This window comes from Demequina salsinemoris (assembly GCF_000974805.1).
GTDB lineage: Bacteria > Actinomycetota > Actinomycetes > Actinomycetales > Demequinaceae > Demequina > Demequina salsinemoris.
This window is the reverse complement of the sequence record NZ_BBQZ01000001.1, coordinates 97876-119495: the sequence shown is the minus strand read 5'-3', so window position 1 is coordinate 119495 and position 21620 is coordinate 97876. Positions and strand designations below refer to the sequence as shown.

17 protein-coding genes are annotated in these 21620 nt (G+C 68.6%); 6 read left to right on the top strand and 11 right to left on the bottom strand.

Annotation, left to right across the window (positions count from 1 at the left end; genetic code table 11):
• Positions 1 to 67 precede the first annotated feature (67 nt).
• The 4 genes from AOP78_RS00555 (at position 68) to AOP78_RS00540 (ending at position 5394) form a co-directional block, all read left to right on the top strand.
• Positions 68 to 1141, top strand: a complete 1074-nt coding sequence (locus AOP78_RS00555) for a DUF998 domain-containing protein (RefSeq protein ID WP_062200405.1) — start codon at positions 68 to 70, stop codon at positions 1139 to 1141.
• Positions 1142 to 1288: 147 nt separating this feature from the next.
• A complete protein-coding gene (locus tag AOP78_RS00550) occupies positions 1289 to 2374 on the top strand; it encodes an FUSC family protein (RefSeq protein WP_062200402.1) in 1086 nt (361 codons plus the stop codon).
• A 69-nt stretch (positions 2375 to 2443) separates the two neighbouring features.
• Positions 2444 to 4369, top strand: a complete 1926-nt coding sequence (locus AOP78_RS00545) for a glycoside hydrolase family 127 protein (protein WP_062200400.1) — start codon at positions 2444 to 2446, stop codon at positions 4367 to 4369.
• Positions 4369 to 5394 carry a LacI family DNA-binding transcriptional regulator gene (locus AOP78_RS00540; RefSeq protein ID WP_083979625.1) on the top strand — a complete coding sequence of 342 codons (1026 nt, stop codon included), beginning with the start codon at positions 4369 to 4371 and terminating at the stop codon, positions 5392 to 5394. The genes AOP78_RS00545 and AOP78_RS00540 overlap by 1 nt, the downstream gene beginning before the upstream one ends.
• Positions 5395 to 5424: 30 nt before the next feature.
• Here AOP78_RS00540 and AOP78_RS00535 read toward each other — a convergent pair whose 3' ends face one another.
• The 6 genes from AOP78_RS00535 to AOP78_RS00510 form a co-directional block, all read right to left on the bottom strand.
• On the bottom strand, positions 5425 to 5640 hold the full coding sequence (locus tag AOP78_RS00535) for a hypothetical protein (protein ID WP_062200396.1): 216 nt from the start codon (positions 5638 to 5640) through the stop codon (positions 5425 to 5427).
• 111 nt (positions 5641 to 5751) lie between these two features.
• Positions 5752 to 6468, bottom strand: coding sequence for a YesL family protein (locus tag AOP78_RS00530; protein WP_062200392.1), 717 nt, complete (start codon positions 6466 to 6468; stop codon positions 5752 to 5754).
• Positions 6468 to 7817 carry an arabinan endo-1,5-alpha-L-arabinosidase gene (locus AOP78_RS00525; RefSeq protein ID WP_062200389.1) on the bottom strand — a complete coding sequence of 450 codons (1350 nt, stop codon included), beginning with the start codon at positions 7815 to 7817 and terminating at the stop codon, positions 6468 to 6470. The genes AOP78_RS00530 and AOP78_RS00525 overlap by 1 nt, the downstream gene beginning before the upstream one ends.
• A gap of 1 nt (position 7818) precedes the next feature.
• Positions 7819 to 8781 (bottom strand): carbohydrate ABC transporter permease, encoded by a 963-nt coding sequence (locus tag AOP78_RS00520; RefSeq protein ID WP_201774735.1) that lies wholly within the window; start codon positions 8779 to 8781, stop codon positions 7819 to 7821.
• A gap of 17 nt (positions 8782 to 8798) precedes the next feature.
• Positions 8799 to 9752 carry a carbohydrate ABC transporter permease gene (locus tag AOP78_RS00515; RefSeq protein ID WP_062200386.1) on the bottom strand — a complete coding sequence of 318 codons (954 nt, stop codon included), beginning with the start codon at positions 9750 to 9752 and terminating at the stop codon, positions 8799 to 8801.
• A 75-nt stretch (positions 9753 to 9827) separates the two neighbouring features.
• Positions 9828 to 11225: an ABC transporter substrate-binding protein gene (locus tag AOP78_RS00510; RefSeq protein WP_062200383.1), complete on the bottom strand. Its 1398-nt coding sequence runs from the start codon at positions 11223 to 11225 to the stop codon at positions 9828 to 9830.
• 844 nt (positions 11226 to 12069) lie between these two features.
• On the opposite strand from AOP78_RS00510, the gene AOP78_RS00505 reads away from it, so the two are divergent.
• Entirely contained in the window at positions 12070 to 13116 is a 1047-nt protein-coding gene (locus tag AOP78_RS00505; RefSeq protein WP_083979621.1) for a LacI family DNA-binding transcriptional regulator, read from the top strand.
• A gap of 34 nt (positions 13117 to 13150) precedes the next feature.
• Here AOP78_RS00505 and AOP78_RS00500 read toward each other — a convergent pair whose 3' ends face one another.
• The 5 genes from AOP78_RS00500 to AOP78_RS00480 form a co-directional block, all read right to left on the bottom strand.
• Positions 13151 to 15214: an alpha-L-arabinofuranosidase family protein gene (locus tag AOP78_RS00500; RefSeq protein WP_062200376.1), complete on the bottom strand. Its 2064-nt coding sequence runs from the start codon at positions 15212 to 15214 to the stop codon at positions 13151 to 13153.
• Positions 15211 to 16305, bottom strand: coding sequence for a cellulase family glycosylhydrolase (locus tag AOP78_RS00495; protein ID WP_062200371.1), 1095 nt, complete (start codon positions 16303 to 16305; stop codon positions 15211 to 15213). Before AOP78_RS00495 ends, AOP78_RS00500 begins: the two co-directional genes overlap by 4 nt.
• Positions 16306 to 16310: 5 nt before the next feature.
• Positions 16311 to 17156 (bottom strand): carbohydrate ABC transporter permease, encoded by an 846-nt coding sequence (locus AOP78_RS00490; RefSeq protein WP_062200367.1) that lies wholly within the window; start codon positions 17154 to 17156, stop codon positions 16311 to 16313.
• Positions 17153 to 18115 (bottom strand): carbohydrate ABC transporter permease, encoded by a 963-nt coding sequence (locus AOP78_RS00485; protein ID WP_160297572.1) that lies wholly within the window; start codon positions 18113 to 18115, stop codon positions 17153 to 17155. Before AOP78_RS00485 ends, AOP78_RS00490 begins: the two co-directional genes overlap by 4 nt.
• Before the next feature lie 73 nt (positions 18116 to 18188).
• Positions 18189 to 19469 (bottom strand): extracellular solute-binding protein, encoded by a 1281-nt coding sequence (locus AOP78_RS00480; protein ID WP_152659341.1) that lies wholly within the window; start codon positions 19467 to 19469, stop codon positions 18189 to 18191.
• 879 nt (positions 19470 to 20348) lie between these two features.
• Between AOP78_RS00480 and AOP78_RS00475 the strand changes: the two genes are divergently transcribed.
• On the top strand, positions 20349 to 21593 hold the full coding sequence (locus tag AOP78_RS00475; RefSeq protein WP_369401071.1) for a glycoside hydrolase family 27 protein: 1245 nt from the start codon (positions 20349 to 20351) through the stop codon (positions 21591 to 21593).
• Positions 21594 to 21620: the final 27 nt, after the last annotated feature.

Sequence of the window (21620 nt, the reverse complement as noted above, 5' to 3'; positions counted from 1 at the left end):
CGTCCCTGCACATCCCCCGCCCTCCCCTGTACGCTCCGAAGCGAGGGACTGTGAGCGAGGAGGACGCATGACGGACCGCTCCTCCGACGCGCAGGACGGCGGCGCCGACGCGGCCGCCCCGCTGTCCCCGCTCCACGACCGGGTCAACACGTCGCTCGAGCTCGCCGCGACCTGGCTGGGCGCGGTGGCGTTCGGCGCGGTCGCGGTCGCGGCGCTCCTCATCCTCGGGTTCAGCGCGTCTCCGATCTCAGGCCCGGGCTCCGTCGGCCAGTGCGCCGCGATGTCCTCAGCCGTCACCGCGATGCTCGCCTTCGCTGGCGGTCGCTACGTCCTGCACCTGCAGGGGCGACCGCGCATCGACAGTGTGCTCGACGTGCTCGACGTCGTCGCCCTCGCGATCGCTCACGGCGTCATCGCGCTGCTCAGCTGGACGCTGGTCGCGGTCCTCATGTCGCACGCCTTCATCGACGCGACCGTCTACCCGCTCGCGGCGATCGTGCTCGCCGGCGCGACCGGGGCGGTGTCGGCGTACGTCGCGTTCCTGTCCGCCGTCAACATGGACCCGCAGCTGCTCGCGATCGTGCTCGCGGTGTTCCTGGTCCTGGGCGTGCTCGCGAGCGCGCTCACGGCGAGCGACCCTGACTGGTGGAAGCTGAACCTGAGCTCGCTCGGCATCACGCACGACGTCTCCGCGCTCGCCTTCAACCTCACGATCCTCGTCTCGGGATTCCTGCTGTCGGTGCTCGCGCGCGTCGCGACCCGCGACATCCCGACGGCGGGCCCCGGCGGCACGCTCCGCGTGAGGATCACGATGATCGTCGTCGGCGTGTTCCTCGGCCTGGTCGGCGTCTTCCACGTCGACACGCACTTCTGGATCCACACGTTCGTCGCGAGCGGCATGGCGATCGCGTTCGCGGTCCTCACGATCCGGCTCCGCGCGTGGGTGCCCGGCATCTCTCGCGCATTCCTGCCCATCGGGTGGGGGTTCGTCGCGTTCATCTTCCTGCAGGCGGCGCTGTTCGCGATCGGCGTGTACCCGCTCACCACGGTCGAGCTCGTGGCGGGGGTGCTCGTCTACACGTGGATCATCCTGTTCCAGCGCAACGTGGGCGCTCTTCGCGCCGACAGGACGATGCGGTAGTCGCCAGGACGACGCGACGGTCGGCAGGACGACGCGGCGGTCGCCGTCGCCGCACGACGCCGGGGATGGCACCGAGTGGCTTCGCGGATCGGGCACCATGGTTGCGTACGGCGAGAATTCCGTACGGCGGCTGAGGGAAGGGCTCGGATGACGATCGCAGGCGGCAACCCGGACGCGCCGCACCGCAGGCTGACGGCCGCTGCGACCCGCGCGATCCGCAGCCTCGGCGACGTGAACCAGGCCCCGCATCGTCGCTGGCCGCTCGGCCTCCAGGCCGGCTTCACGCTCGCGGCGCCGATCCTCATCGCGACCGCGCTCGGGGACCCCCAGCTCGGCTTCCTCGCCGGCACGGGCGCCTTCGCGGCGCTGTACCTCGCGGGCGCGAAGCACATCGACCGGGCCAGGTTCGTGCCCGTGATCGGCGCGATGCTGCTCGCCTCGGCCGCGCTGGGCACCGCGACGGCGGCGGCCCCGCTCGCGACGGCGATCGGGCTCATCGCGGTCACGGCGCTCGCCGGCATCGGCACCCAGGCCTTCGCCCTGGGACCGCCCGGCCCGATCTTCTTCGTGCTCGTCTACGGCGCCGCGTCGCACATCACCGCGGAGGTCGACGGGGTCCGCAACGTCGAGCCGGGCCTGTATCTCGCATGCATGGCGACGGGCGTGCTCTTCGCGTGGGGCGCCGCGTCCTTCCCGCTCGTCAAACGCCGCCACAGGATCCGCCCCACCCCGTACCGCGAGCTCGTGCCCGGTCCGGTGTGGACGCCTGAGGCCGCCGGGGTCGCGATCCGCGTCGCGGCCGTCGGACTCGTCGGCACGATCCTGGGCTTCGCGCTGCTCAACCCCGAGCACGCCTACTGGACCGTGTGCGCTGGCGTCGCCGTCGTCGGCATCCGAGCGCGCCGGCACGCCGTCCTGTCCCGCGGTCTCCACCGCGTGGTCGGCACCGTCGTCGGCGTGGGCGTCTTCGCGCTCCTGTCGCTCCTGCCGCTCGGCCCCGTGGGCATCGCGCTCCTGCTCGGGGCGCTCCAGATGGCCATCGAGCTGATCGTGGTGCGGCACTACGCTCTCGCGCTGACTCTGATCACCCCGCTCGTCCTGCTGCTCGTGTCGTCAGCGAGCGGGCTGTCGGGCTCCGTGATCGCCCCGGAGCGCCTGGTGGACACCGTGGTCGGTGCCGGGCTCGGGGTCCTCGCCGCGCTCCTCCCGGACCCGCGGGTCGCCCGTGAATAGGCGGATCGGCGTTCGTGCTGTAGATTTACATCGATAGAAAGTCACGGTTCGAGTCAGGACAAGGACGTCATGGACACCGCTTCAGCACCCCTGGTGGCACCCGCCGCGCGTGCGGCCTCCGCCGCAGACCTCACCCCGCTCGCCATCGGCGCGACCACGCTCGACGCGACAGGCGAGCTGGGAGCCTGGCAGCGCCTCAATCGCGAGGCGACCATCCCGCACGTCGTGGAGCGCCTCGAGACCTCGGGCGTCATGGACAACCTCCGCCGCCTCGTGGGCGAGTCCGACGCGGACTACCGCGGCTTCAACTTCGCCGACTCCGACCTGCACAAGACCCTCGAGGCCATCGCCTGGGAGGCCGCGCGCGTCCCCGACGACCAGCCCTGGGAGCAGTTCACCCGCGACGCCATCGCGCTGCTGAACAAGGTCCAGGAGCCGAACGGCTACCTCTACTCCCACGTCCAGTCCGGCAAGTTCCAGGGACCGTGGGAGGACATGCGCTGGGGCCACGAGCTCTACGTGCTCGGCCACCTTGTCCAGGCCGCCGTCGCCCGCTCGCGCGCGACCGGCAACGACGACCTGCTCGAGGTCGCGCGCCGCTTCGCCGACCTCGCGGTCGAGCTCTTCGGCCCCGACTGCGAGCGCCCCGACGGCTACGGCGGCCACCCCGAGATCGAGACCGCGCTCGTCGAGCTCTACCGTCACACCGGTGAGAAGAAGTACCTGGACGCGACCGTGGCGATGCTCGAGCGTCGCGGCCACGGCGCGCTCGGCCAGGGACCGTTCGAGTCCGTCTACCACCAGGATCACCTGCCCGTGCGCGAGGCTCGCGAGGCCGCGGGCCACGCCGTCCGCCAGCTGTACCTGGCCGCCGGCATCGCCGACGTCGCCGCGGAGACGGACGATGCGGAGCTCGCCGACGTCCTCGAGGACCTGTGGGCCTCGGCGCACGGCACCAAGGAGTACATCACCGGCGGCATGGGCTCGCGCCACAAGGACGAGTCCTTCGGCGACCCGTTCGAGCTCCCGCCGGACCGCTCCTACGCCGAGACGTGCGCCTCGATCAGCTCGCTGCACTGGAACTGGCGCATGCTGCTGGCCACCGGCCGGGCCAAGCACGCCGACGCGATGGAGCGCGCGCTGTACAACGGCATCGCGTCGTCCACCTCGCTCGACGGCACGCGCTTCCTCTACTCGAACCCGCTCCAGCTGCGCTCCGACCACGACGGCTCGAGCGAGTACCAGCCCTCCGAGCGCCTCGACTGGTTCGCATGCGCATGCTGCCCGCCGAACCTCGCGCGCCTGGTGGCGTCGCTCGGCGCCTACGTCGCGACCGGCACCGAGACCGACGCGCGCCTGCACCTGTACGCGGCGGGCGAGGTCCGCCTCGGCGCGACGACGCTGAAGGTCACGACCGACTACCCGTGGGACGGACGCATCACCGTCGAGGTCTCGGGCCCGCTCGAGTCTCTCGCGCTTCGCGTCCCCGCCTGGTCGCACGATGCGACGCTCACGGTCGACGGCTCAACCTCGGCCGCGACCGCCGACGAGGACGGCTACGTGCGCGCCTCGGTGCACGACGGCTCGACCGTCGTGCTGGACCTTCCCATGCCGGCCGAGCTGATGGTGCCGCACCCCCGCGTCGACGCCGTCCGCGGCACGGTCGCGATCCAGCGCGGACCCGTCGTGCACTGCATCGAGACCGTCGACGCCCCCGAGGGAGTGGTGCTCGAGGACGTGCGCATCGACGCGTCCGAGGCCCCCCGCGTGGGTCCCGCCCTGGAGGACATCCGGGCCGGTGCCACCGTGATCGCGACCGGCGTCGTGAGGCCCGCCACCCACGTGCCGCTGGGCACGTCCCTGCGACTGACGGACGTCGCGGCGAAGGACCCGGACCCGGTGCAGTTCGACCTGCGCGCGGTGCCCTACGCGCGGTGGGCGAACCGCGGCCAGGGCGCGATGCGTGTCTGGATCCCCGTGGACGAGGGCCGCTGATGGCCGGCACCGGCACCAACGGCACCGTCACGATGAACGACGTCGCGCTCGAGGCGGGCGTCAGCATCAAGACCGTGTCCAACGTGGTCAACGACTACCCGCATATCCGTCCGTCCACGCGCGCCAAGGTCGAGGAGGCGATCGACAAGCTCGGCTACCGCATGAACTTCTCGGCCCGCCACCTGCGCCAGGGCCGCACCGGCATCATCGGTCTCGCGCTGCCCGAGCTCTCGCTCCCCTACTTCGCGGAGCTCGCCGACTCGGTCATCCGCGCGGCCGAGGCCCGCGGCATCGTCGTCCTCATCGAGCAGACGAGCGGCGGCCGCCAGCACGAGCTCGACGTCCTCACCTCCGACCGTCGCCAGCTCACGGACGGCCTGATCTTCTCGCCCCTCGAGCTCGGCCCCGACGACGCCCAGGCTCTCAAGGTCGACTACCCGCTCGTCGTCCTCGGTGAGCGCATCTTCGGAGGCGACTGGGACCACGTCACGATGAACAACGTCGACGCCGCGCGCGCGGCCACGCAGCACCTCATCGACCAGGGACGACGACGCATCGCCGTGATCGGTGCGCACCACGGCGAGTCCATGGGCTCCGCCGCGCTGCGCATGCTCGGCTACCAGGCGGCTCTCGCCGCCAACGGGATCCCGCTCGACACCGACCTCATCATCGAGGGCGGGCTGTGGCACCGCCAGACCGGCGCGGACTCCACCGCGGCCCTGCTGGACTCGGGCGTCGAGGTCGACGCGATCTTCGGCCTCAACGACGCGATGGCGCTCGGCGCGCTGCGCACGCTTCACGCGCGCGGCATCGACGTCCCCGGCCAGATCGCGGTGATCGGCTTCGACGACATCGAGGACTCGCAGTACTCGGCGCCTTCGCTGTCGACGATCTCCCCCGGTCGTGAGCAGATCGCGGAGACCGCCGTGGACCTGCTGCTGTCGCGCATCGCGGGTGACGACGAGCCGTTCCGCCGCGTCATCACCGACTACTCGGTGATCGCGCGCGAGTCCACCGAGGCGTGACGCCGGCGGGAGCGCGCTGGTAGCGCGCCGTCAGTCCGGGTCCCGGAACGCCCGGCCGAGCGAGTACAGGACCACCGCAGACACCGCGACCGCGATGACGGCCGTCCCGAGCTGGTCGACCGGCGTCGCGCCGCACGAGTCGGACCCTCCCGACGCGCACGATTGAGCGGTCCGTGTGAAGAAGAGCAGCACTCCGAGGGCCAGCGTTCCCAACGCGACCGCAACCCAGCCCCATCGCACGAACATCGGCCCTCCCTTGGACGCAATCGCCGCTCGCTCCGACCCTAGCGGTTCGCAAACCGGATGAAAAGGGGGAGGTAGGAGGGAGTTCTACGACGCGGGAACGGCCTCGGCCCGCTAGGCCACGGACCCGCGCGCGTCGACCTTGTCGAGCCACCTGTCCACGAGGAGCCCGGTCATCAGGAGCGGGATCGACAGGCCGGCGAGCACGAGGACGGGCAGGAGCTTGAAGCCGATGACCGTCAACGCCACCGTGGTGACGATGCAGCCGATGGCGGTCAGCGGCGACAGCAGCGCCGACACGGACACGAAGCGCAGCGACGGTCCCACGGGATCCGTGTACCGACGCAGCACGTGCGGGGCGTAGGCGAGGCACGCGACCGCGTAGCCGCCGACCGCGAGCACCGCGCCGATGAGGATCGCTCCGATCGTCCCGGCCGAGTTCGTCAGGAGGATCAGCACCTCGTACCACGAGAGGCCGATCACGAGGATGAACGGCGCTGTCACCGCGGCCGCCCTGCGGAACTGGGCCCGGTAGATGCCCCAGAAGTCCGTCCAGATCGAGTCGGACGGGTCACCGTCGACGATGCGCCTGAGCAGCGTGGAACCCGCGACGGAGGCCGGCCCCAACCCCAGGATGCCGAGGCCGAGCGCGGTGCCGGCGACGAGCAGGAGCTGGATCGCGACGAGCTGCGCGGCGACGCGCAGCCACACCATGATCCGGCCGGACCAGCCCGGGATCTCCGAGGCGTCGACCGGCGAGCCCTCGAGCGGCGTCAGCCGCTTGCGCGCGCGCCGCTGTGCTCGATTGCCTTGCTGGTCCACGAGAGCCATCATCCCACCTTGGTTCCGGCGAGCGCCGTGCCCTTCGGCCCACGTGCGACGAAGCAGAGCGTGGCCTGCTGACGCACCGAGTCCCACGCGGGGAACACGACGGCGTCCACGGGCGCGTCGCCCTCGCGAGTGAAGCGGCCGCGGCCGTGAGCGACCAGGCCCTCGAGCGCATCGTCCATGACGGTGATGCGGCGCGACTCCTGGACGGCCTCCGTCGGAAGGCTCCAGTCCACGATCTCCCACTTGCCGCGCAACGCGGCGAGGTCCGCGGGCCAGGTCGACTCGTCGTCGTCCTCATGCGCGCCCGCCCACGGCTGGACGGAGACGAGGGGCCAACCCTCGTGCGTCCAGACGAGACGCCGCGCCTGCACCTCATGCTGGGTCGGGGTCTCCGCGAAGCGGGTGTGGTGGATGAGCACCTGGTGGGTCTCCTCCGTGAGCACCGACGCGTGCCCCGGCGCGAGGATCCCGCGCTCGGCGCCCTCGAGACGGTGGCTCGCGAGCACGGCCAGCCCCACCTCGAGCGGGTCGGCGTCCAGGTCGGTCATCTCGCGGCCGGCCGGATCCACGTAGGGCCCGTAGAGGTCATCGGAGACGGCGACGCGCACGTGATACGTGTTGACGAGCGAGTCGTACGACACGATCAGGGCCCAGCCACCCCCGGGTCGGGGGACGATGTACGGCCCCTCGATCGCGGTGTCGACCGACTTCGGTCGTCGCGCGATGAGCGTGCCGAGATCCGCGGCGGGCTCGCCGGGTGCCGGCGCCGTGAGCGCGAAGCCGGTCGCCGGGTCGATCTCGAGGATGTGCAGCCCACCGAAGAACGAGCCGTAGACCATGTGGTGCCGGTCGCCGTCGACGACCAGCTGGGCGTCGATAGCGTTGTGGCCGTCGCGGTCGTGCTCGGTTGCGACCACGATGCCGCGGTCCTCCCACGGGCCGCTCGGATGCGGCGCGACGGCCAGGCCGATCGCTGAGGTGCGGGAGCCGAACGACGACGCCGAGTAGTACATGCGCCACTCGGTTCCGGCGGCGGTCTCGACGGGGACGACGTCGGGGGCCCAGAGACCCTCGGCGCTCGCCCAGTCCCTCGCGGGGCCGGGCACGCCGTCGAGCGCGCAGCCCACGAACTCCCAGCTCACCAGGTCTGCGGACCGGCGGATCTGGGCGCCGGAGGCCCGCAGGGGGCCGTCCGCGTCGGCGTCGGTCGAGAAGAGCCAGTACACGCCGTCGGAGTCGCGCACCGCGGTCGGGTCGTGCGCGTTGCGCGCGCCCCACGTGGACGGTTCGGGCCGTGAAAGGCCCGCGGGCCCGGCGATCGCCGGGCCCGCAAGCTGGTCGTTGCTCATGTCAGGTCTTCGACCCGGTCAGGGCGATCGACTCGATGATCTGCCGCTGGAAGATCAGGAAGACGATCAGGATCGGGATCACCGAGACCACCGAGGCGCCCATGATGAGCGGGTAGTCGCGCTGCGTCGCGTACTGGACGTTCATGTTCGCGATGACGACCTGGAGGGTCTGCTTCTCAGGCGAGTTCAGGTAGATGATCGGCGCGAGGTAGTCGTTCCACACCGCCATGAACCACAGGATGAACTGCGCGGCGACCGCGGGACGGATGAGCGGGAAGATCATGGTCCAGAAGATCTTCCAGTACGAGGCGCCGTCGATCTTCGCGGCCTCGACCAGCGAGTCCGGCACGTTGTGCAGGTACTGGCGGAGGAAGAAGATCATGATGACGTTGCCGAGGATGACCGGCACGATCAGCGGGAGCAGGGTGTCGACCCAGCCGAGCTTCGAGAAGAGCACGAACTGCGGGATCATCAGGGTCGGGAACGGCACCATCATGCCGGACAGCAGCATGATGAAGATCGCGTTCTTGCCGGGCAGCCTCATCTTCGCGAGCGCGAACGCGGCGAGGGATGAGAACACCGTGCCGACCACGGTCACCGTGACGGCGACGATCAGCGAGTTCTTGATGCCGGACAGGACGTAGGTGTCGTCGAAGACGCGCGCGTAGGTGTCCCACATCCAGGGGTCAGGGATCCACTGCGGCGGCAGCGAGTAGACCGCGTCCTTCGTCTTGAGCGACGTGGACACCATCCACACCAGCGGGGCGGCCATGACGATCGCGCCCAGCGACAGCACGACCGTGAGGACCATGTTGACGAGGGGGCTCTCCTGCGTCGCGCCCGACTTCTTGAAGAGACCGCTGCGCTTGAGCTTGGGGGCCGGGTTGTCGTCGATCCGGTCCGGCTCACCTGCGTTGGCGAGCGCGCCGGAGGCCGCTGTGGCCGTGTTCGAGTTGAGGCTCATCGTGATTCTCCTTTGCCTCAGTCGATCGAGAAGTCGTTCTTGGCGTTCATCCGGAACTGGATGGCCGTGACGATCAGGACGAGGATGCCGAGCACGAGCGCCATCGCGGTCGCGTAGCCCATGCTCAGGTTGCGGAACGCCTGGTTCCAGACGTACCAGACCAGCGAGGCCGTGCTGAACGACGGACCACCGGTCGAGGTCATGATGTTGATCTCGGTGAAGATCATGGATCCACCGATGATGTTGGTCACGACGAGGAAGAAGGTGACGGGGCGCACCATGGGCCACGTGATCTTCGTGAAGCGCTTCCAGCCGTTGGCGCCGTCAAGAGCGGCGGCCTCGTACAGCGAGCGCGGCACTGCCTGCACGGCGGCCAAGTAGAGGAGCATCGAGTAGCCGAGGCCCTTCCAGACGGTCATGATGATGATCGCAGGCTTGGCCCACACCGGATCGGCGAGCCAGTTCGGGCCCTCGATGCCGACGAGCGCGAGCGCCTGGTTCACGAGGCCGAAGTCGCCGTTGTAGGCCCACTGCCACAGGATCGCGATCGCGGCGAGCGACGAGATGACCGGGATGTAGTAGACGGTGCGGAAGAACGTGCGGCCGCGGATCTTGCGGCTCAGCGCGAGCGCGAGCAGCAGCGAGAGCGCGAGGCCGATCGGGATGCCGATCATGTAGAAGACGGTGTTGTACAGCGCCTTCCAGAAGTACTGGTCCTGCAGCAGCCTCGTGTAGTTGTCGAGACCGATGAAGGTCATGTTGCCGATGCCGTTCCAGTTGGTGAACGACGCGTAGATCGAGAACGCCATCGGGAACAGGAGGAAGACCACCCAGCCGATGACCGGAGCCGCCATGAAGGCCGCGGCCCACCCGTACTCCTTGCGGTGAAGCTTGGCGTTGGCCTTGCGGGAGGCCTTCCGGTCCTCCTTGGACCACACGCTGGTCTCAGCGGTGGGAGCTGAAGTTTCCATGATCTGTCCTTAACGTTCTCGCGAGAGCGGGGGCCGCCGCCGTGGCGGCGGCCCCCACCTTCGCTTCAGTGCTGCTTAGCCCTGGGCCTTGGCGGCCTCGGCCGAGGTCCACGACTGGTCGAGGAGCTTCTGCATCTCCTCCTGCTTGTCCGCGAGGAAGTCCTCGGCGGTCACGGAGCCGTTGTCCACGACGTTCTCGATGCCGATCCAGAAGTTGTCGTACCACTCCGGGGTGTAGGTGTAGGTCGCCGGGAGCGGACGGCCCTTCTCCATCGCGATGTCGAGGAAGATCTGCGAGTTCTCGGGCCAGCCGGTCTCGGTGGCGTCGGTCGTGATCCAGTCACCCTCGGCGTAGTCGATGAGGTTCGGGATCTGGATCTGGCCGGCGGCCAGGGTCTTCTGCGCGTCCAGGTCGGTCGAGAGGTACTCGGCGAGCTTCGCGGCGAGCTCGACGTTCTCGGACTGAGCCGAGACACCGATGCCGAGCGAGCCGAGCCAGGTCGACCAGTCGTCACCCTCGTTCGCGACGGGGTAGGGGATCATGGCGTAGCCGAACTCGTCGGGGTTCTCCTCGGCGACCGCGTTGTACGTCGCGATGTCCCACGGGGCGACCGGGAAGAAGCCGATCTCGCCGGCCATCCAGCGCTGGTAGGTGTCGAGGGTCTGCGCCTGCTCGACCGAAGGCGTCACGCCCTCGACCAGGCCCAGGTCGGCGAACCACTGGAGCGCCTCGGCGAACTCCGGGGTGTCGACCGTGACGGTCTTCTTGTCGTCGGAGATCCAGTCCGCGCCGGCGCCCCAGATGAAGGCCTGCGAGTTCCAGGTCACGTTGAGGCCGGTGCCCCACTGGTCGAGCTCGCCGTCACCGTCGGTGTCGAGGGTGAGCGCCTTGCACAGCTCGACGAACTCGTCGAAGGTCATGGGCTCGGACGGGTCCGGGTAGTCCAGGCCGGCCTCGTCGAACAGCACCGTGTTGTAGCCGAAGGCGAAGGGGCCGACGTCCTTGGGCAGCGCATAGAACGGGTCGCCCTCCTGGCCGCGAGCGCCGGTCTCGACGTTGAAGCGGTAGGCGTCGACGCCGAAGGACCACAGGTTGTCGACGGTCTCCTGCGGGACCAGGTCGGTCAGGTCCGCGAGGACGTCAGCGTAGACGTAGCCCATCATGTTCGCGGGGTCCACGTAGAAGACGTCGGGAACGTTGCCGCCGGCGATGGCGGCCTGAAGCTTGGTGCTGTACTGGTCTGCGTCGGTGATGATCATCTTCACCGTGGCGCCGGTCTCCTCCGTGAACGCCGTGATGGCGGTCTCGTAGGCAGCCTTGTCGTAGTCGCTTCCGCGGTACATGAACGTGAGCTCGACGCCCTCGCCGTCGCCGACGACCGTGCCCTCGTCCGCTCCGCCGGAGCTGCAGGCGGTGAGCGCCAGGGCGCCCGCCATGGCGACTGCACCAGCCGCCAGAACGTTCTTCCTCATCTTCTTTCCTCCCTGATCATCATTGATAGGTAGTGAGGCCCCGCCCGACCCTGGGAGCTGCATCTGCGATGCCGGTTCCGCTCCCGCGGGTCCTCTTTGACCTCTGTGCTGGCCGTTGCCGGTGTGGATCACCGGCGTCCGGGTTATTTACAACGATGGAACTGTGACACACCGACCTGCCTGGGTCAAGTCAGGTCATGTCACGATTCGGTCTACATCGATGTGACACGGCATTTAGCAGGTACTTTTTACGACGCTGCTCGAGTGTGACGTGAGTGACACCCTGGCGCGCTTCGCGAGCCGGGCCTGGCAACCTCCGCTTCGGGCGCCCAGAATCGTCCAAATCGGACTCCGCCGGGCGCAATTTGCTTACAACGTTGTAGAGCAGTTCTCGAGGATGGCGCTCGGACCACCCTTGTCACGGAGTCGCGACGCTCCGTCGATGTGCGACGATGGGGCACTCTCGCGCCAGAGCCGCATCGCGTGGTCGAGGTCCGACCCGCGCACCGCCAGCGGCCCGAAGCGAAGCCCGAGACTCCCCAATGCAACGTTGCATTCGCACCCTCCCTCGACGTGCATTCCAACGCCTAGGCGGCTCGGCGCGACGTGGGCTTGGAGGAGGGCACCGTCGACGATTGTCATTCCTGCTAATCGGCGCCATGGGCGGAGATTGAGCCCAGTTCTCAGGCGTGGTCAGCGCGTCCCTTCACGCCGGGACGATCACGCGCCTGTAACGATGCAAGGATTCGACGCGGAGGGGTCGTGCTCGCACCCCCTCGACCACTAGACTTCGGGTGACGCTAGTGCCGTGGCCGCCCCTGCCACAGGCGCCGAGAGAGGAACCATGCCGGGACAGAGACGCCCCGCCACGATGCGCGATGTGGCGCAGTTCGCAGGCGTGTCCGTGCGCACGGTGTCCAACGTCGTCAACGACCAGCCGTATGTGCGCGATGAGACGCGACGCGCCGTCAAGGACGCGATCGCGGCGCTCGGGTACCGCCCCAACCTCATCGCCCGCAACCTTCGTCGCGGCTCCACGAACACCCTCGCACTCGTGCTGCCACGACTGACACAGCCGTACTTCGCCGAGCTCGCCGACGATCTGCTCACGGCGGCCCGCGACCGGGGATACGCGGTGCTCATCGACCCCACGGATGAGAGCGACACCCGCAGCGTGCAGGACGTGTTCGCCCAGCTCGCGATGATCACCGACGGCATCCTCGTCGACCCGACCCACCTGGCAGGCCGGGTCGACCTCACGAGCCTGCCGGTCCCGGTGGTCGCGCTCACGTCGCACAGCGGCCGCCACGGCGAGCCCGTGGACCGCGTCGCCATGGACGATGCGGGTGGCGCGCGCCTCGCGACCGCGCACCTCCTGGAGTCGGGACGCACGCAGATCGCCGCGGTCGGACTCCCTCCAGCGGCGGTCACCGGACCGACCGGCCGACTGAGGCTCGCGGGATACCTCGAGGCGCACCGGGAGGCTGGGATCGACGTGAGCCCGCGGCGACTGCTGGCCGCGAACGGGTGGGATCCCAGCGAGGGCTACCGGGTGATGAGCGAGACCCTCGACGCGGGCATCCCCGTCGACGGGGTGTTCGCGTTCAACGACTACATGGCGATGGGCGTGATCCACGCCATCAGCGCGCATGGCCTCCGGGTTCCCGAGGACATCGCCGTCGTGGGCTTCGACGACATCGGGTTCAGCCAGCACACCTCGCCTCCGCTCACCACCGTCTCGCCGGGACGTCGGCGCATAGTGGAGGCGGCCCTCGACATGCTGCTGGGACGCATCGACGGCACCCGGACCGGAGCCACCGAGGTCGCGGTCGTCGAGGCCGAGCTCGTGCTGCGAGGCTCCTCGGTCACGAAGGCCGACCCCGAGGCGTAGGGTCCGCGCCCCGCCGGTGCGGGGGCGCACCCCGTCAGTCGGCGAGCGCGAGCTCCAGCCAGACGGCGGAACGCGCAGGCATCGTGAAGCGAAGCGTCTCGGCGTCGTCGACCGCGAACGGCTCCCATCGCACCGGCTCGGTCACCGCAGGCGTCGCCCTCAGTGAAGGCGCCGAGGCGAAGATCTCCGCCGAGCGCACCGAGAATCCCCCGGGGATCTCGAGTGTGTCCTCACCCTGAGCCCGATAGCTCGCGACGAGGACCGTGACCCCTCCGTCGGGCTTCAGCAGTGCGGTCGCCCTCACGTACGGCACGCTCTCCTCGACCCTGCCGGAATCGGCGGGGGCGTCGATGCGGAACGTCGGTCCGGAGGCCTGCACCGGCAGCGGCCTGCTTCCCGCGAGCGCTCGCAGGCGCGCGATCATGGCGTACGCCGGGTCCGCGTACACGACGCCGGCGCCCTTCATGATGCCGCCGCCGTGCAGGAACCCGTTGGGGCTGCACATGTCGATCCGATCGCCGAAAGCGGTCAGGCCCCCGAGGAAGGCCACCGCCCACACGGCGCCGTCGGCGTTCTCGATGCAGACCGCACCGGGGCTCGCACCGATCGGTCCCCACTCGGTGATGCTGAGCCTGATCGGGGCGTGCCCCTCGGGCGTGCCCGCATCGAGCTCGGCGAGCAGCTCCGGGAGCTGCGACTCGAGCGCCGTCTCGCACCAGCCCATGAGCGACTGGTGGATCGTGTCCGAGTCGACGCCCTCGAAGAAGCGGTCGTTGATCGGGATGCCGTGGAGGGAGACGACGTCGAGGTGCTCGACGCCCTGACGGAGCAGCTCGCCGTGCCATTGACCGTCGTTCGAGACGTCGATGAGCCCGTCGCGCGCGGGCGCGAGGTCGAACCAGTCGCCCGCCGCGTGAAGCGTGAGCGGGATCGGGCTCGCCGCGCGCATCGCCTTCGCGTACTCGGCGAACCGGCGCGCGTTCTCCTCGGGACCCACGAAGCCGCCCTGCCAGGAACCGTAGGTCTCGTTGCCGAGCTCCCACGTGTCGACGTCGTAGGGCTCGGGGTGGCCGTTCTCCGCGCGAAGCCGGCCCATCGGCGTCTGGGCGGAGCCGTTGCAGTACTCGACCCAGAGCGCGGCCTCCTCGGCCGTGCCGGTGCCGAGGTTGATCGTGATGTGGGGGCGGGTCCCCATGGTCCTGCACAGCGCGAGGTACTCGTCGGTGCCGATGTGGTGGCTCTCGATGCCGCCCCACGCATAGTTCGGACGGGACGGCCTCAGCGACTGCGGGCCGACGCCGTCGCGCCAGTGGTAGTGCGAGACCGCATTGCCGCCAGGCCACCTCAGCTCGGGTACGCGAGCCTCGACGGCGAGCGCGATCACCTCGGGGTCCATGCCGTTCACGTGGTCCGAGGGAAGCACGCTGATCCGGTCGAGCGTCAGCCCGTCCCCGTCGAAGAGCAGGGACAGCTCGACGGGCTCGGTGGATCCGACGACGGCGTCGACCTCGAGCGCCACACGATGCTCGGCCCATCGGTCGCCTGTGATCTCCACCGATGCCTCCGCCAGCAGCTCGCCCGCGGCTCCCGCGGCGCCGTCCCAGCGGCGCCTGAGCTCGAAGCGCAGCGCCCCCGCGTCGTTCACGGTGCGCGCCCACGCCGCGATCTCGATCCGCGATGTCCGGTGGGTCGGCACGAAGACGACCTGGCGCAGCCCGCCGCGGCGGACGCGGACGCCGTCGCCCACGCGCCCCACGCACGGCCTGACCTCGCCGACGGCGCTCCACGCGAACGGCACCCCGGCCGAGGTCTCGTCGTGGAACAGGTGGACCGCAACGCCGCTCGAGGTGGGCGCACCCGCCCACCTGGTGGTCGGCTCCTCACCCTTCCAGATCGCGTCCGCCCATGCACCGTTCGCGAGCAGCTCCTCGATCTGCCAGTCCTTCAGCAGGGTGCTCTGCACGAAGGTCGGGTTGACCACGAGCTCGGCGCTGAGCCCACCGATGGTGGCGTGGCTCATGTGCTCGAAGAACTGGCTGAAGAGCTCGGCGCGCACGGGCGTGCCGGGCCGGCTCAGATCGATCCTGATCTCGGTCATCGCCCGACCCCGTTGAGCTCCTTGAGCACGGCGATCTCCTCCGCGTCGTACGGGGTGAAGTCATCGTGGAAGATGTCGTGCATCCATAGTCGGGTATCGACGCCGTCGATCCCCTTGATGAAGTCCCACGCCTCATGAAGCTGGCACTTCCCGTTGACGAAGCCGAAGAAGTAGCTGCCGATCTCCTCGCGCTTCCACAGCGGCAGATGCGTCTGGATGATGCTGCCGTAGGGACGATGCATCCACTCGGTGTTGAACAGCGGACGTTCGAACTGACGCAGCGTGGCGATGAGCTGCCGTGCGTGGCTGTAGTCCCCGTAATAGTGGAATGACACCACGTCGGACAGCTCGACCGCCCGGAGCTCGGGTCCCGGGATGGTGACAGGATCGTTCATCCACGAGAACGGCGAGGTCGCGCCGCCGCCCCACACCTCGGCGGTGAGCGGCTGCTCGATGTCCGCGGCGCGCAGCCACGCGAACGTCCTCTCCATCATGCCGACCGAGCGATCGCCGCGCTGGGAGTTGCCGACCTCGTTCCACACGTTCCACAGCAGGACGCGGTCGTCCTGGCCGTACCTCGTGGCCAGAGACGTGACGTACTCCTTGAACAGCGGCTCCAGGTCCGCCTCGTCCGTGATGACGTAGCCGACGGCGTCGCCCGACTGGACGTCGTCCGAGAACGCGCCCTCGGCGTCTCCTCCGAAGTGTCCAGGCACCGGCTCGGGCTGCGGCCCGAGCGCAGGCTCACGCCAGCGGGCCTTGGGCACCGAGCAGTCGTTGAAGATGACCGGCATCATCGTCATGCCATGCACCTCGAGCAGGTCGAGCAGCTGGTCGAGGTTCGCGAAGAACGCGTCCCTCTCGTAGCGCCAGACCTCGAACGGCAGGTAGAACCGGATGCTGTTCAGCCCCAGGGACGCGGCGAGCGCGATCTCGCGCGCCGCGTCCCGATAGGCGGCGTCGTGGTCGTAGGACTGGAGCAGCCACAGCGGGCCGTCGATGGCCCCGCTCGGGATGAAGTTGAACCCCGAGATCCACTGCTTGTCCTCGTACCACCGACGCGCCTCGTCGGGCGTCCACCTGGGACGCATGTGAATCAGCCCTTCAGTCCGGCAGTCGCGACGCCCTCGATGAACCGCTTCTGGACGAAGGCGAACATGATGACCAGCGGCAGCACCGAGATGAGCGAGCCTGCCATGGTGACGCCGTAGGGGATCACGCCTTGCGCCGTGCCGTTGAGCAGCGCCAGGCCTGCTGTCAACGTTCTATCCTCCGCGCTGTTGGTCATGACCATCGGCCAGAGCATGTCGTTCCAGTTGCCGACGAAGTTGAAGATTCCGAGGGTCAGGAGGCCCGCGGTGGCGTTCGGCATCATGACGCGCCAGTAGATCTTCCACTCGCTGGCGCCGTCGATCATGGCGGCCGCGCGCAGCTCCTTGGGGATCATGATGAAGAACTGCCGCAGCAGGAAGATGCCCGCCACGTCAGCGGCACGCGGGACGATCAGTCCTGTCATCGTGCCGATCCAGCCGAACTCGGACAACATCTTGTACAGCGGGATGAGGAGCGACTGGAACGGGATCATCATCGTCGCGATGAGCAGGCCGAACAGCAGCCCGCGTCCCTTGAAGTCGATGAACGCCAGGGCGTACGCGACCATCGAGTTGAGGAGCAGCGAGATCGCGGTTACGCCCACCGACATCTGGATGGTGTTCCACAGCTGGCTCCAGACCGGGATCCGGTCGAAGACTCCCTGGAAGTTGTCGAGCGTCCACGTGCTCGGGAGCAGCTCCGGCGGGTAGGCGATCGTCTCGTCCTGCGGCGTGAACGCCGTGACCAGCACGATGATGAGGGGGAAGATCGCGAGGAGCGAGACCGCGAGGACCAGGATGTTCGCGCCGATCGTGCCGGGCCTCATCCACAGCGGGGTGCGCTTGTTCATACGAGGTCCCTTTCCTGCTTGCGGCTGATCGACAGCTGGATCAGGCCGATCGTCAGCGTGATCGCCATGAGCACGAAGGACAGTGCCGAGGCGTAACCCTGGTTGAAGTTGCTGAAGCCCTCGACGTAGACGCGGTACACGATCGTCTCCGTGGACCTGAGCGGTCCGCCGTTGGTCATGATGTAGATCTGGTCGAAGGTCTGGAAGGCCGTGTTCACCGCGACGATGATCACGTAGGTCATGGTCGGGCGCAGCCCGGGAAGCGTGACGTTCCTGAACTGCTGCCACGCGTTGGCGCCGTCGAGCGAGGCGGCCTCGTACTGGTCACCCGGGATGCCTTGCAGTCCCGCGATGAAGATGACCATGAAGTAGCCGAAGTTCTTCCAGACCGCCACGAAGATCACGGTCGGCATCGCCCATGTCGCGTCGTTCAGCAGGTCGGGAAGATTGATGCCGATCTTCGAGAACCAGTAGGGCATCAGGCCCGTGTTGGGGTTGATGATGAAGCTCCACGCGAGAGCCGCGACCGCCATCGAGATGATGAACGGCATGAAGATGAGCGTCCGCTGCGCGCCTCGCGCGAACAGGTCCTTGCGATTGAGGAAGATCGCGAGGAACAGTGCGACCGCGATCACGATCGGGGTGTAGGCGACCGCGTAGACGACGGTGTTCCAGATCGCGTTCAGCGAGTCGGCATCGGTGAACGCCTCGACGTAGTTGTCGAGGCCGATGAACGTCGGCTTGTTGAGCCCGCTCGAGTCGGTGAGCGAGATCCAGAAGGCGTAGCCCGCCGGGAAGAAGACGAAGGCCAGCAGGATCGCGAGACCCGGGGCGGCGAAGAGCCACCCGGTCCTGTTCGCGTGTCGCTGGAAGTTGTAGGTGCGCCCCGAGCGCCGCTTCTGGGGCGCCTGGCCCGCGCCGTCGGGCGCGGGCTGGTCAAGCACTGCGTTGGTCGTCACGATGATCCGATCCCTCAGGGGGGTCCAGCCCGGGTGCCCCTGCTGCTGCAGGGGCACCCGGGCTGAAGTCCCGTCAGTTGTCCAGGTAGCCCGAGATCTTGGTCTGGGCGTCGGCGAGGAGCGAAGACACGTCGCCGCCTGCCAGGATCTGCTGCTGCGCAGCGTTGGACTCCGACTGGATGTCGGTGATGTTGGTGTCGATACCCGTCGCGTAGTAGTACGACGTCGACGCCATCGAGGAGAGCATCGAGACCAGCGGGTCATCGATCTCAGCGAGGTCGATGTCCGTACGGTTCGGCGGGTAGTAGGACTCGGTCCAGATGATCTGCTGGTCGTAGCTGTTCCAGAAGTCGGAGAACTCGAGCGAGCAGGTCATCTCCTCCTCGGTGTCGTTCATGCTGGTCGCGTACCAGTAGTTGTAGACACCGGCGACCCAGTCGCTCGGCCAGCCGAAGCCTTCGATGTCGATGCCGAAGCTGTCAGCGGAGGTGATCTCCCACGGGCCGTTGAGGATCATCGCGGCGCGGCCAGAGCCGAAGAGCTCCATCGCAGCGGTGCTGTCCATACCCGTCGGGCTGATCATGCCGTTGACGAAGGCGTCCTGCCACTCGGTCATGGTCGCGACGTTCTCGTCCGAGTCGAGAGCGGCCACGCCGTCGGTGATGTAGTCGCCGCCACCCGAGTGGAGCAGCGTCGAGAACACGCCCATGTCCTGGTCGGGCATCGCGAAGCCGTACTGCTCCGGGGTGCCGTCGCCGTCCTCGTCGATGGTCAGCTTCTCGGCCACCGCGATGAGCTCCTCGATCGTGGTCGGGTAGTCATCCTCGGTCAGGCCTGCGGCCGCCCACAGATCGCTGTTGACCCACACCGCCATCGCGGTGGTGCCCATCGGCACGCCGTAGGCCTCACCGTCCCAGGTGACCTGGTCCTTGGCCTGCTCGTACATGTAGTCGGCGCTCTCGTAGTCGCCGGACGAGTAGTAGTCGTCCATCGACAGGAACGCGCCCTGGTTCTTGTAGCCCTCACCGGTGTCGACGCCCTGAACCACGAGGTTCGGGCCGTTGCCGGCGCCGAGGCTCGTGACGAGCTTCTCGGTGATGCTGGACCAGGCGATCGGCTCCTGGCTCACCGAGCAGGTGTCGGACTGCGCGTTGAAGTTGTCGACGATCTCCGCGAGGACGTCGCCGTCAGCCTCGGTGTACCCGTGCCAGAGCAGCAGGTCGGTCTTCTCACCGCTCGACCCCGAACCGTCCGAGGAGCTTGCCGAGGAATCGGTGTCACCACCCCCCGAGCAGCCGACGAGCACGAGTGCCGTCGCTGCGGCCAGCGCGATGCTTCCATATCTCTTGTTCATGAATGCCTTCTCTCCCTTGAGCGGCGCCGGCGTCCTCGCCGGCACGTGCGATCCACGTGCTTTGCAATATTGCAGGGCTTTGCAACGTTGTCAATGGATACGGCGCGTCACCGAAGGTCACGAATTCGTTACACACGTGAAACCCGCGGAATGCCCGCAGAATCCGAATCGGGACCATGGTCCCGACTTCGAGAGCGCACCGATCGAACCGGTGCGCCTCGCTCGCGGATCTCGGCCCGAGGCCGGACCGCACAAGCGCCTCTCGCGCCAGCTGACCGCAGGGATCATCGAGGGCGAATCCGCGCCTCGAGACGACCCCGTCGACGTGCGCCCCGTTCCCCCTGCGCGCACCCCGCGAGCCCATGAAGCCACCGTTCATCACGAATACCCCTGGTATATAAGGTCAACATGCGATGATGGCGCGCGCCGAAGCACCTCTCGGCGCGCGACCAGAGGTCGCGTGGCGGGCGTCATGGACCCGCCACCAGCAGCCCCGCGCTCGCATCGCCTCGCTTCGCTGACGCACCCCGATGCCGCGCACGCAGCCTCCCTGTGACGTCGCCGCGCGACGATACGAGACTGAGCTTGCAGATACCGCGACGCGCGGGTCGCGACGGTCTCATCGTTGGGACCCGCATGTCGAGATCGCCCGTCGCGAGGGCGCCGAGCCCCTGGGCCACGGACGACTCGCGCCCTCGATTCTTGCAACGATGCATGAAGGCACGGCCGATCCGCGCCCGCATCGGATTGACGAAACCGACGTGATGTGGGCACCATGTGATGACAACCACGTTACAACGATGTAGAGAGAGGTGCTCGATGTCGCGCGCCACCACTCCCCCCATGGGATGGAACAGCTGGGACTGCTTCGGAACGGCAGTGACAGAGGATGAGGTCCTCGCCAACGCGCGCGTGATGGCGGATCGGCTTCTCCCCTCGGGCTGGGACACCCTCGTGGTCGACATCGCGTGGTACGACCCGACGGCCCGCTCCCACGGCTACAACGACGGCGCACCGCTGACCCTGGACGCCTACGGCCGTCAGATGCCCGCGGTCAACCGCTTCCCTTCCGCTGCCGACGGCGCAGGCTTCGGCCCCCTCGCGGACAAGGTCCACGCGCTCGGCCTCAAGTTCGGCCTGCACATCATGCGAGGCATCCCCCGCCTCGCCGTCGACCAGGACCTCCCCGTCTTCGGCACCGACTACACGGCCAAGGACGTCGTGGACCTCGACCACGTATGCGAGTGGAACCCCGACAACTACGGCCTCAACCACGATCACCCCGGCGCGCAGGCCTTCTACGACGCCCAGGTCGCGCAGTTCGCCGCGTGGGGTGTCGACTTCATCAAGGCCGACGACATGCAGGCGCCGTACTACGACCGCGAGATCAGCGCCTACGCCGCCGCGATCGCGCGCTCGGGCCGCGACATCGTCCTGTCCCTGTCGCCCGGCACCGACCTCCCGACGACCCACGTGGACCACCTGCGCGAGAACGCCCAGATGTGGCGCATCTCCAACGACCTGTGGGACCGCTGGAGCGACATCCACGCGCAGTTCGCGCGCCTCGCCCGGTGGGCGCCGTTCCAGCAGGAGGGCGGCTGGGCCGACGCGGACATGCTGCCCCTGGGCCGCATCGGGATCCGCGCGGAGCGTGGCGAGCCCCGCGACAGCCTCCTCACGCCCGACGAGCAGCGCACGATGATGGCGCTGTGGTGCATGGCCCGCTCGCCGCTCATGCTCGGCGGCGACCTGCCCACGTCCACCCCCGAGACGCTCGATCTGCTCACCACCCCGGCGATCACCGAGGTTCTCCAGAGCTCCGTCGACGGGCACGAGATCCTCCGCGAGCCCCTCGAGGACGAGGACCCCGGCGAGCACATCGTCTGGGTCGCACGCAGCGCGTCGACCGAGCGCACCTACGTCGCGGTCTTCTGGACGGGCGATCAGCCGCGCACCAGCCGCGTCGCGCTGGCGTCGATCCTCGGTCGCGGCCACACGCCCCAGACCGCCACCGACCTGTTCGAGACGACCGTCCCCGCGGCCGTCTCCGACGCTCACCTGACCGTCACCGTGCCCTCGCACGGCGTCGCCTGGGTCGCGCTCGACCCGACGACCGCCGCCTGACGACACCAGCGAATCCCTCGCGACGAC

Bases quoted from the DNA above. Each gene is read 5' to 3' on its own strand.
- AOP78_RS00555 (WP_062200405.1), top strand. From the start codon at position 68: ATGACGGACCGCTCCTCCGACGCGCAGGACGGCGGCGCCGACGCGGCC.
- AOP78_RS00495 (WP_062200371.1), bottom strand. From the start codon at position 16,305: ATGCGTCCCAGGTGGACGCCCGACGAGGCGCGTCGGTGGTACGAGGAC.
- AOP78_RS00480 (WP_152659341.1), bottom strand. From the start codon at position 19,469: ATGAACAAGAGATATGGAAGCATCGCGCTGGCCGCAGCGACGGCACTC.
- AOP78_RS00490 (WP_062200367.1), bottom strand. From the start codon at position 17,156: ATGAACAAGCGCACCCCGCTGTGGATGAGGCCCGGCACGATCGGCGCG.
- AOP78_RS00505 (WP_083979621.1), top strand. From the start codon at position 12,070: ATGCCGGGACAGAGACGCCCCGCCACGATGCGCGATGTGGCGCAGTTC.
- AOP78_RS00535 (WP_062200396.1), bottom strand. From the start codon at position 5,640: ATGTTCGTGCGATGGGGCTGGGTTGCGGTCGCGTTGGGAACGCTGGCC.
- AOP78_RS00525 (WP_062200389.1), bottom strand. From the start codon at position 7,817: ATGAGCAACGACCAGCTTGCGGGCCCGGCGATCGCCGGGCCCGCGGGC.
- AOP78_RS00540 (WP_083979625.1), top strand. From the start codon at position 4,369: ATGGCCGGCACCGGCACCAACGGCACCGTCACGATGAACGACGTCGCG.
- AOP78_RS00550 (WP_062200402.1), top strand. From the start codon at position 1,289: ATGACGATCGCAGGCGGCAACCCGGACGCGCCGCACCGCAGGCTGACG.
- AOP78_RS00530 (WP_062200392.1), bottom strand. From the start codon at position 6,468: ATGGCTCTCGTGGACCAGCAAGGCAATCGAGCACAGCGGCGCGCGCGC.
- AOP78_RS00510 (WP_062200383.1), bottom strand. From the start codon at position 11,225: ATGAGGAAGAACGTTCTGGCGGCTGGTGCAGTCGCCATGGCGGGCGCC.
- AOP78_RS00520 (WP_201774735.1), bottom strand. From the start codon at position 8,781: ATGAGCCTCAACTCGAACACGGCCACAGCGGCCTCCGGCGCGCTCGCC.
- AOP78_RS00515 (WP_062200386.1), bottom strand. From the start codon at position 9,752: ATGGAAACTTCAGCTCCCACCGCTGAGACCAGCGTGTGGTCCAAGGAG.
- AOP78_RS00545 (WP_062200400.1), top strand. From the start codon at position 2,444: ATGGACACCGCTTCAGCACCCCTGGTGGCACCCGCCGCGCGTGCGGCC.
- AOP78_RS00500 (WP_062200376.1), bottom strand. From the start codon at position 15,214: ATGACCGAGATCAGGATCGATCTGAGCCGGCCCGGCACGCCCGTGCGC.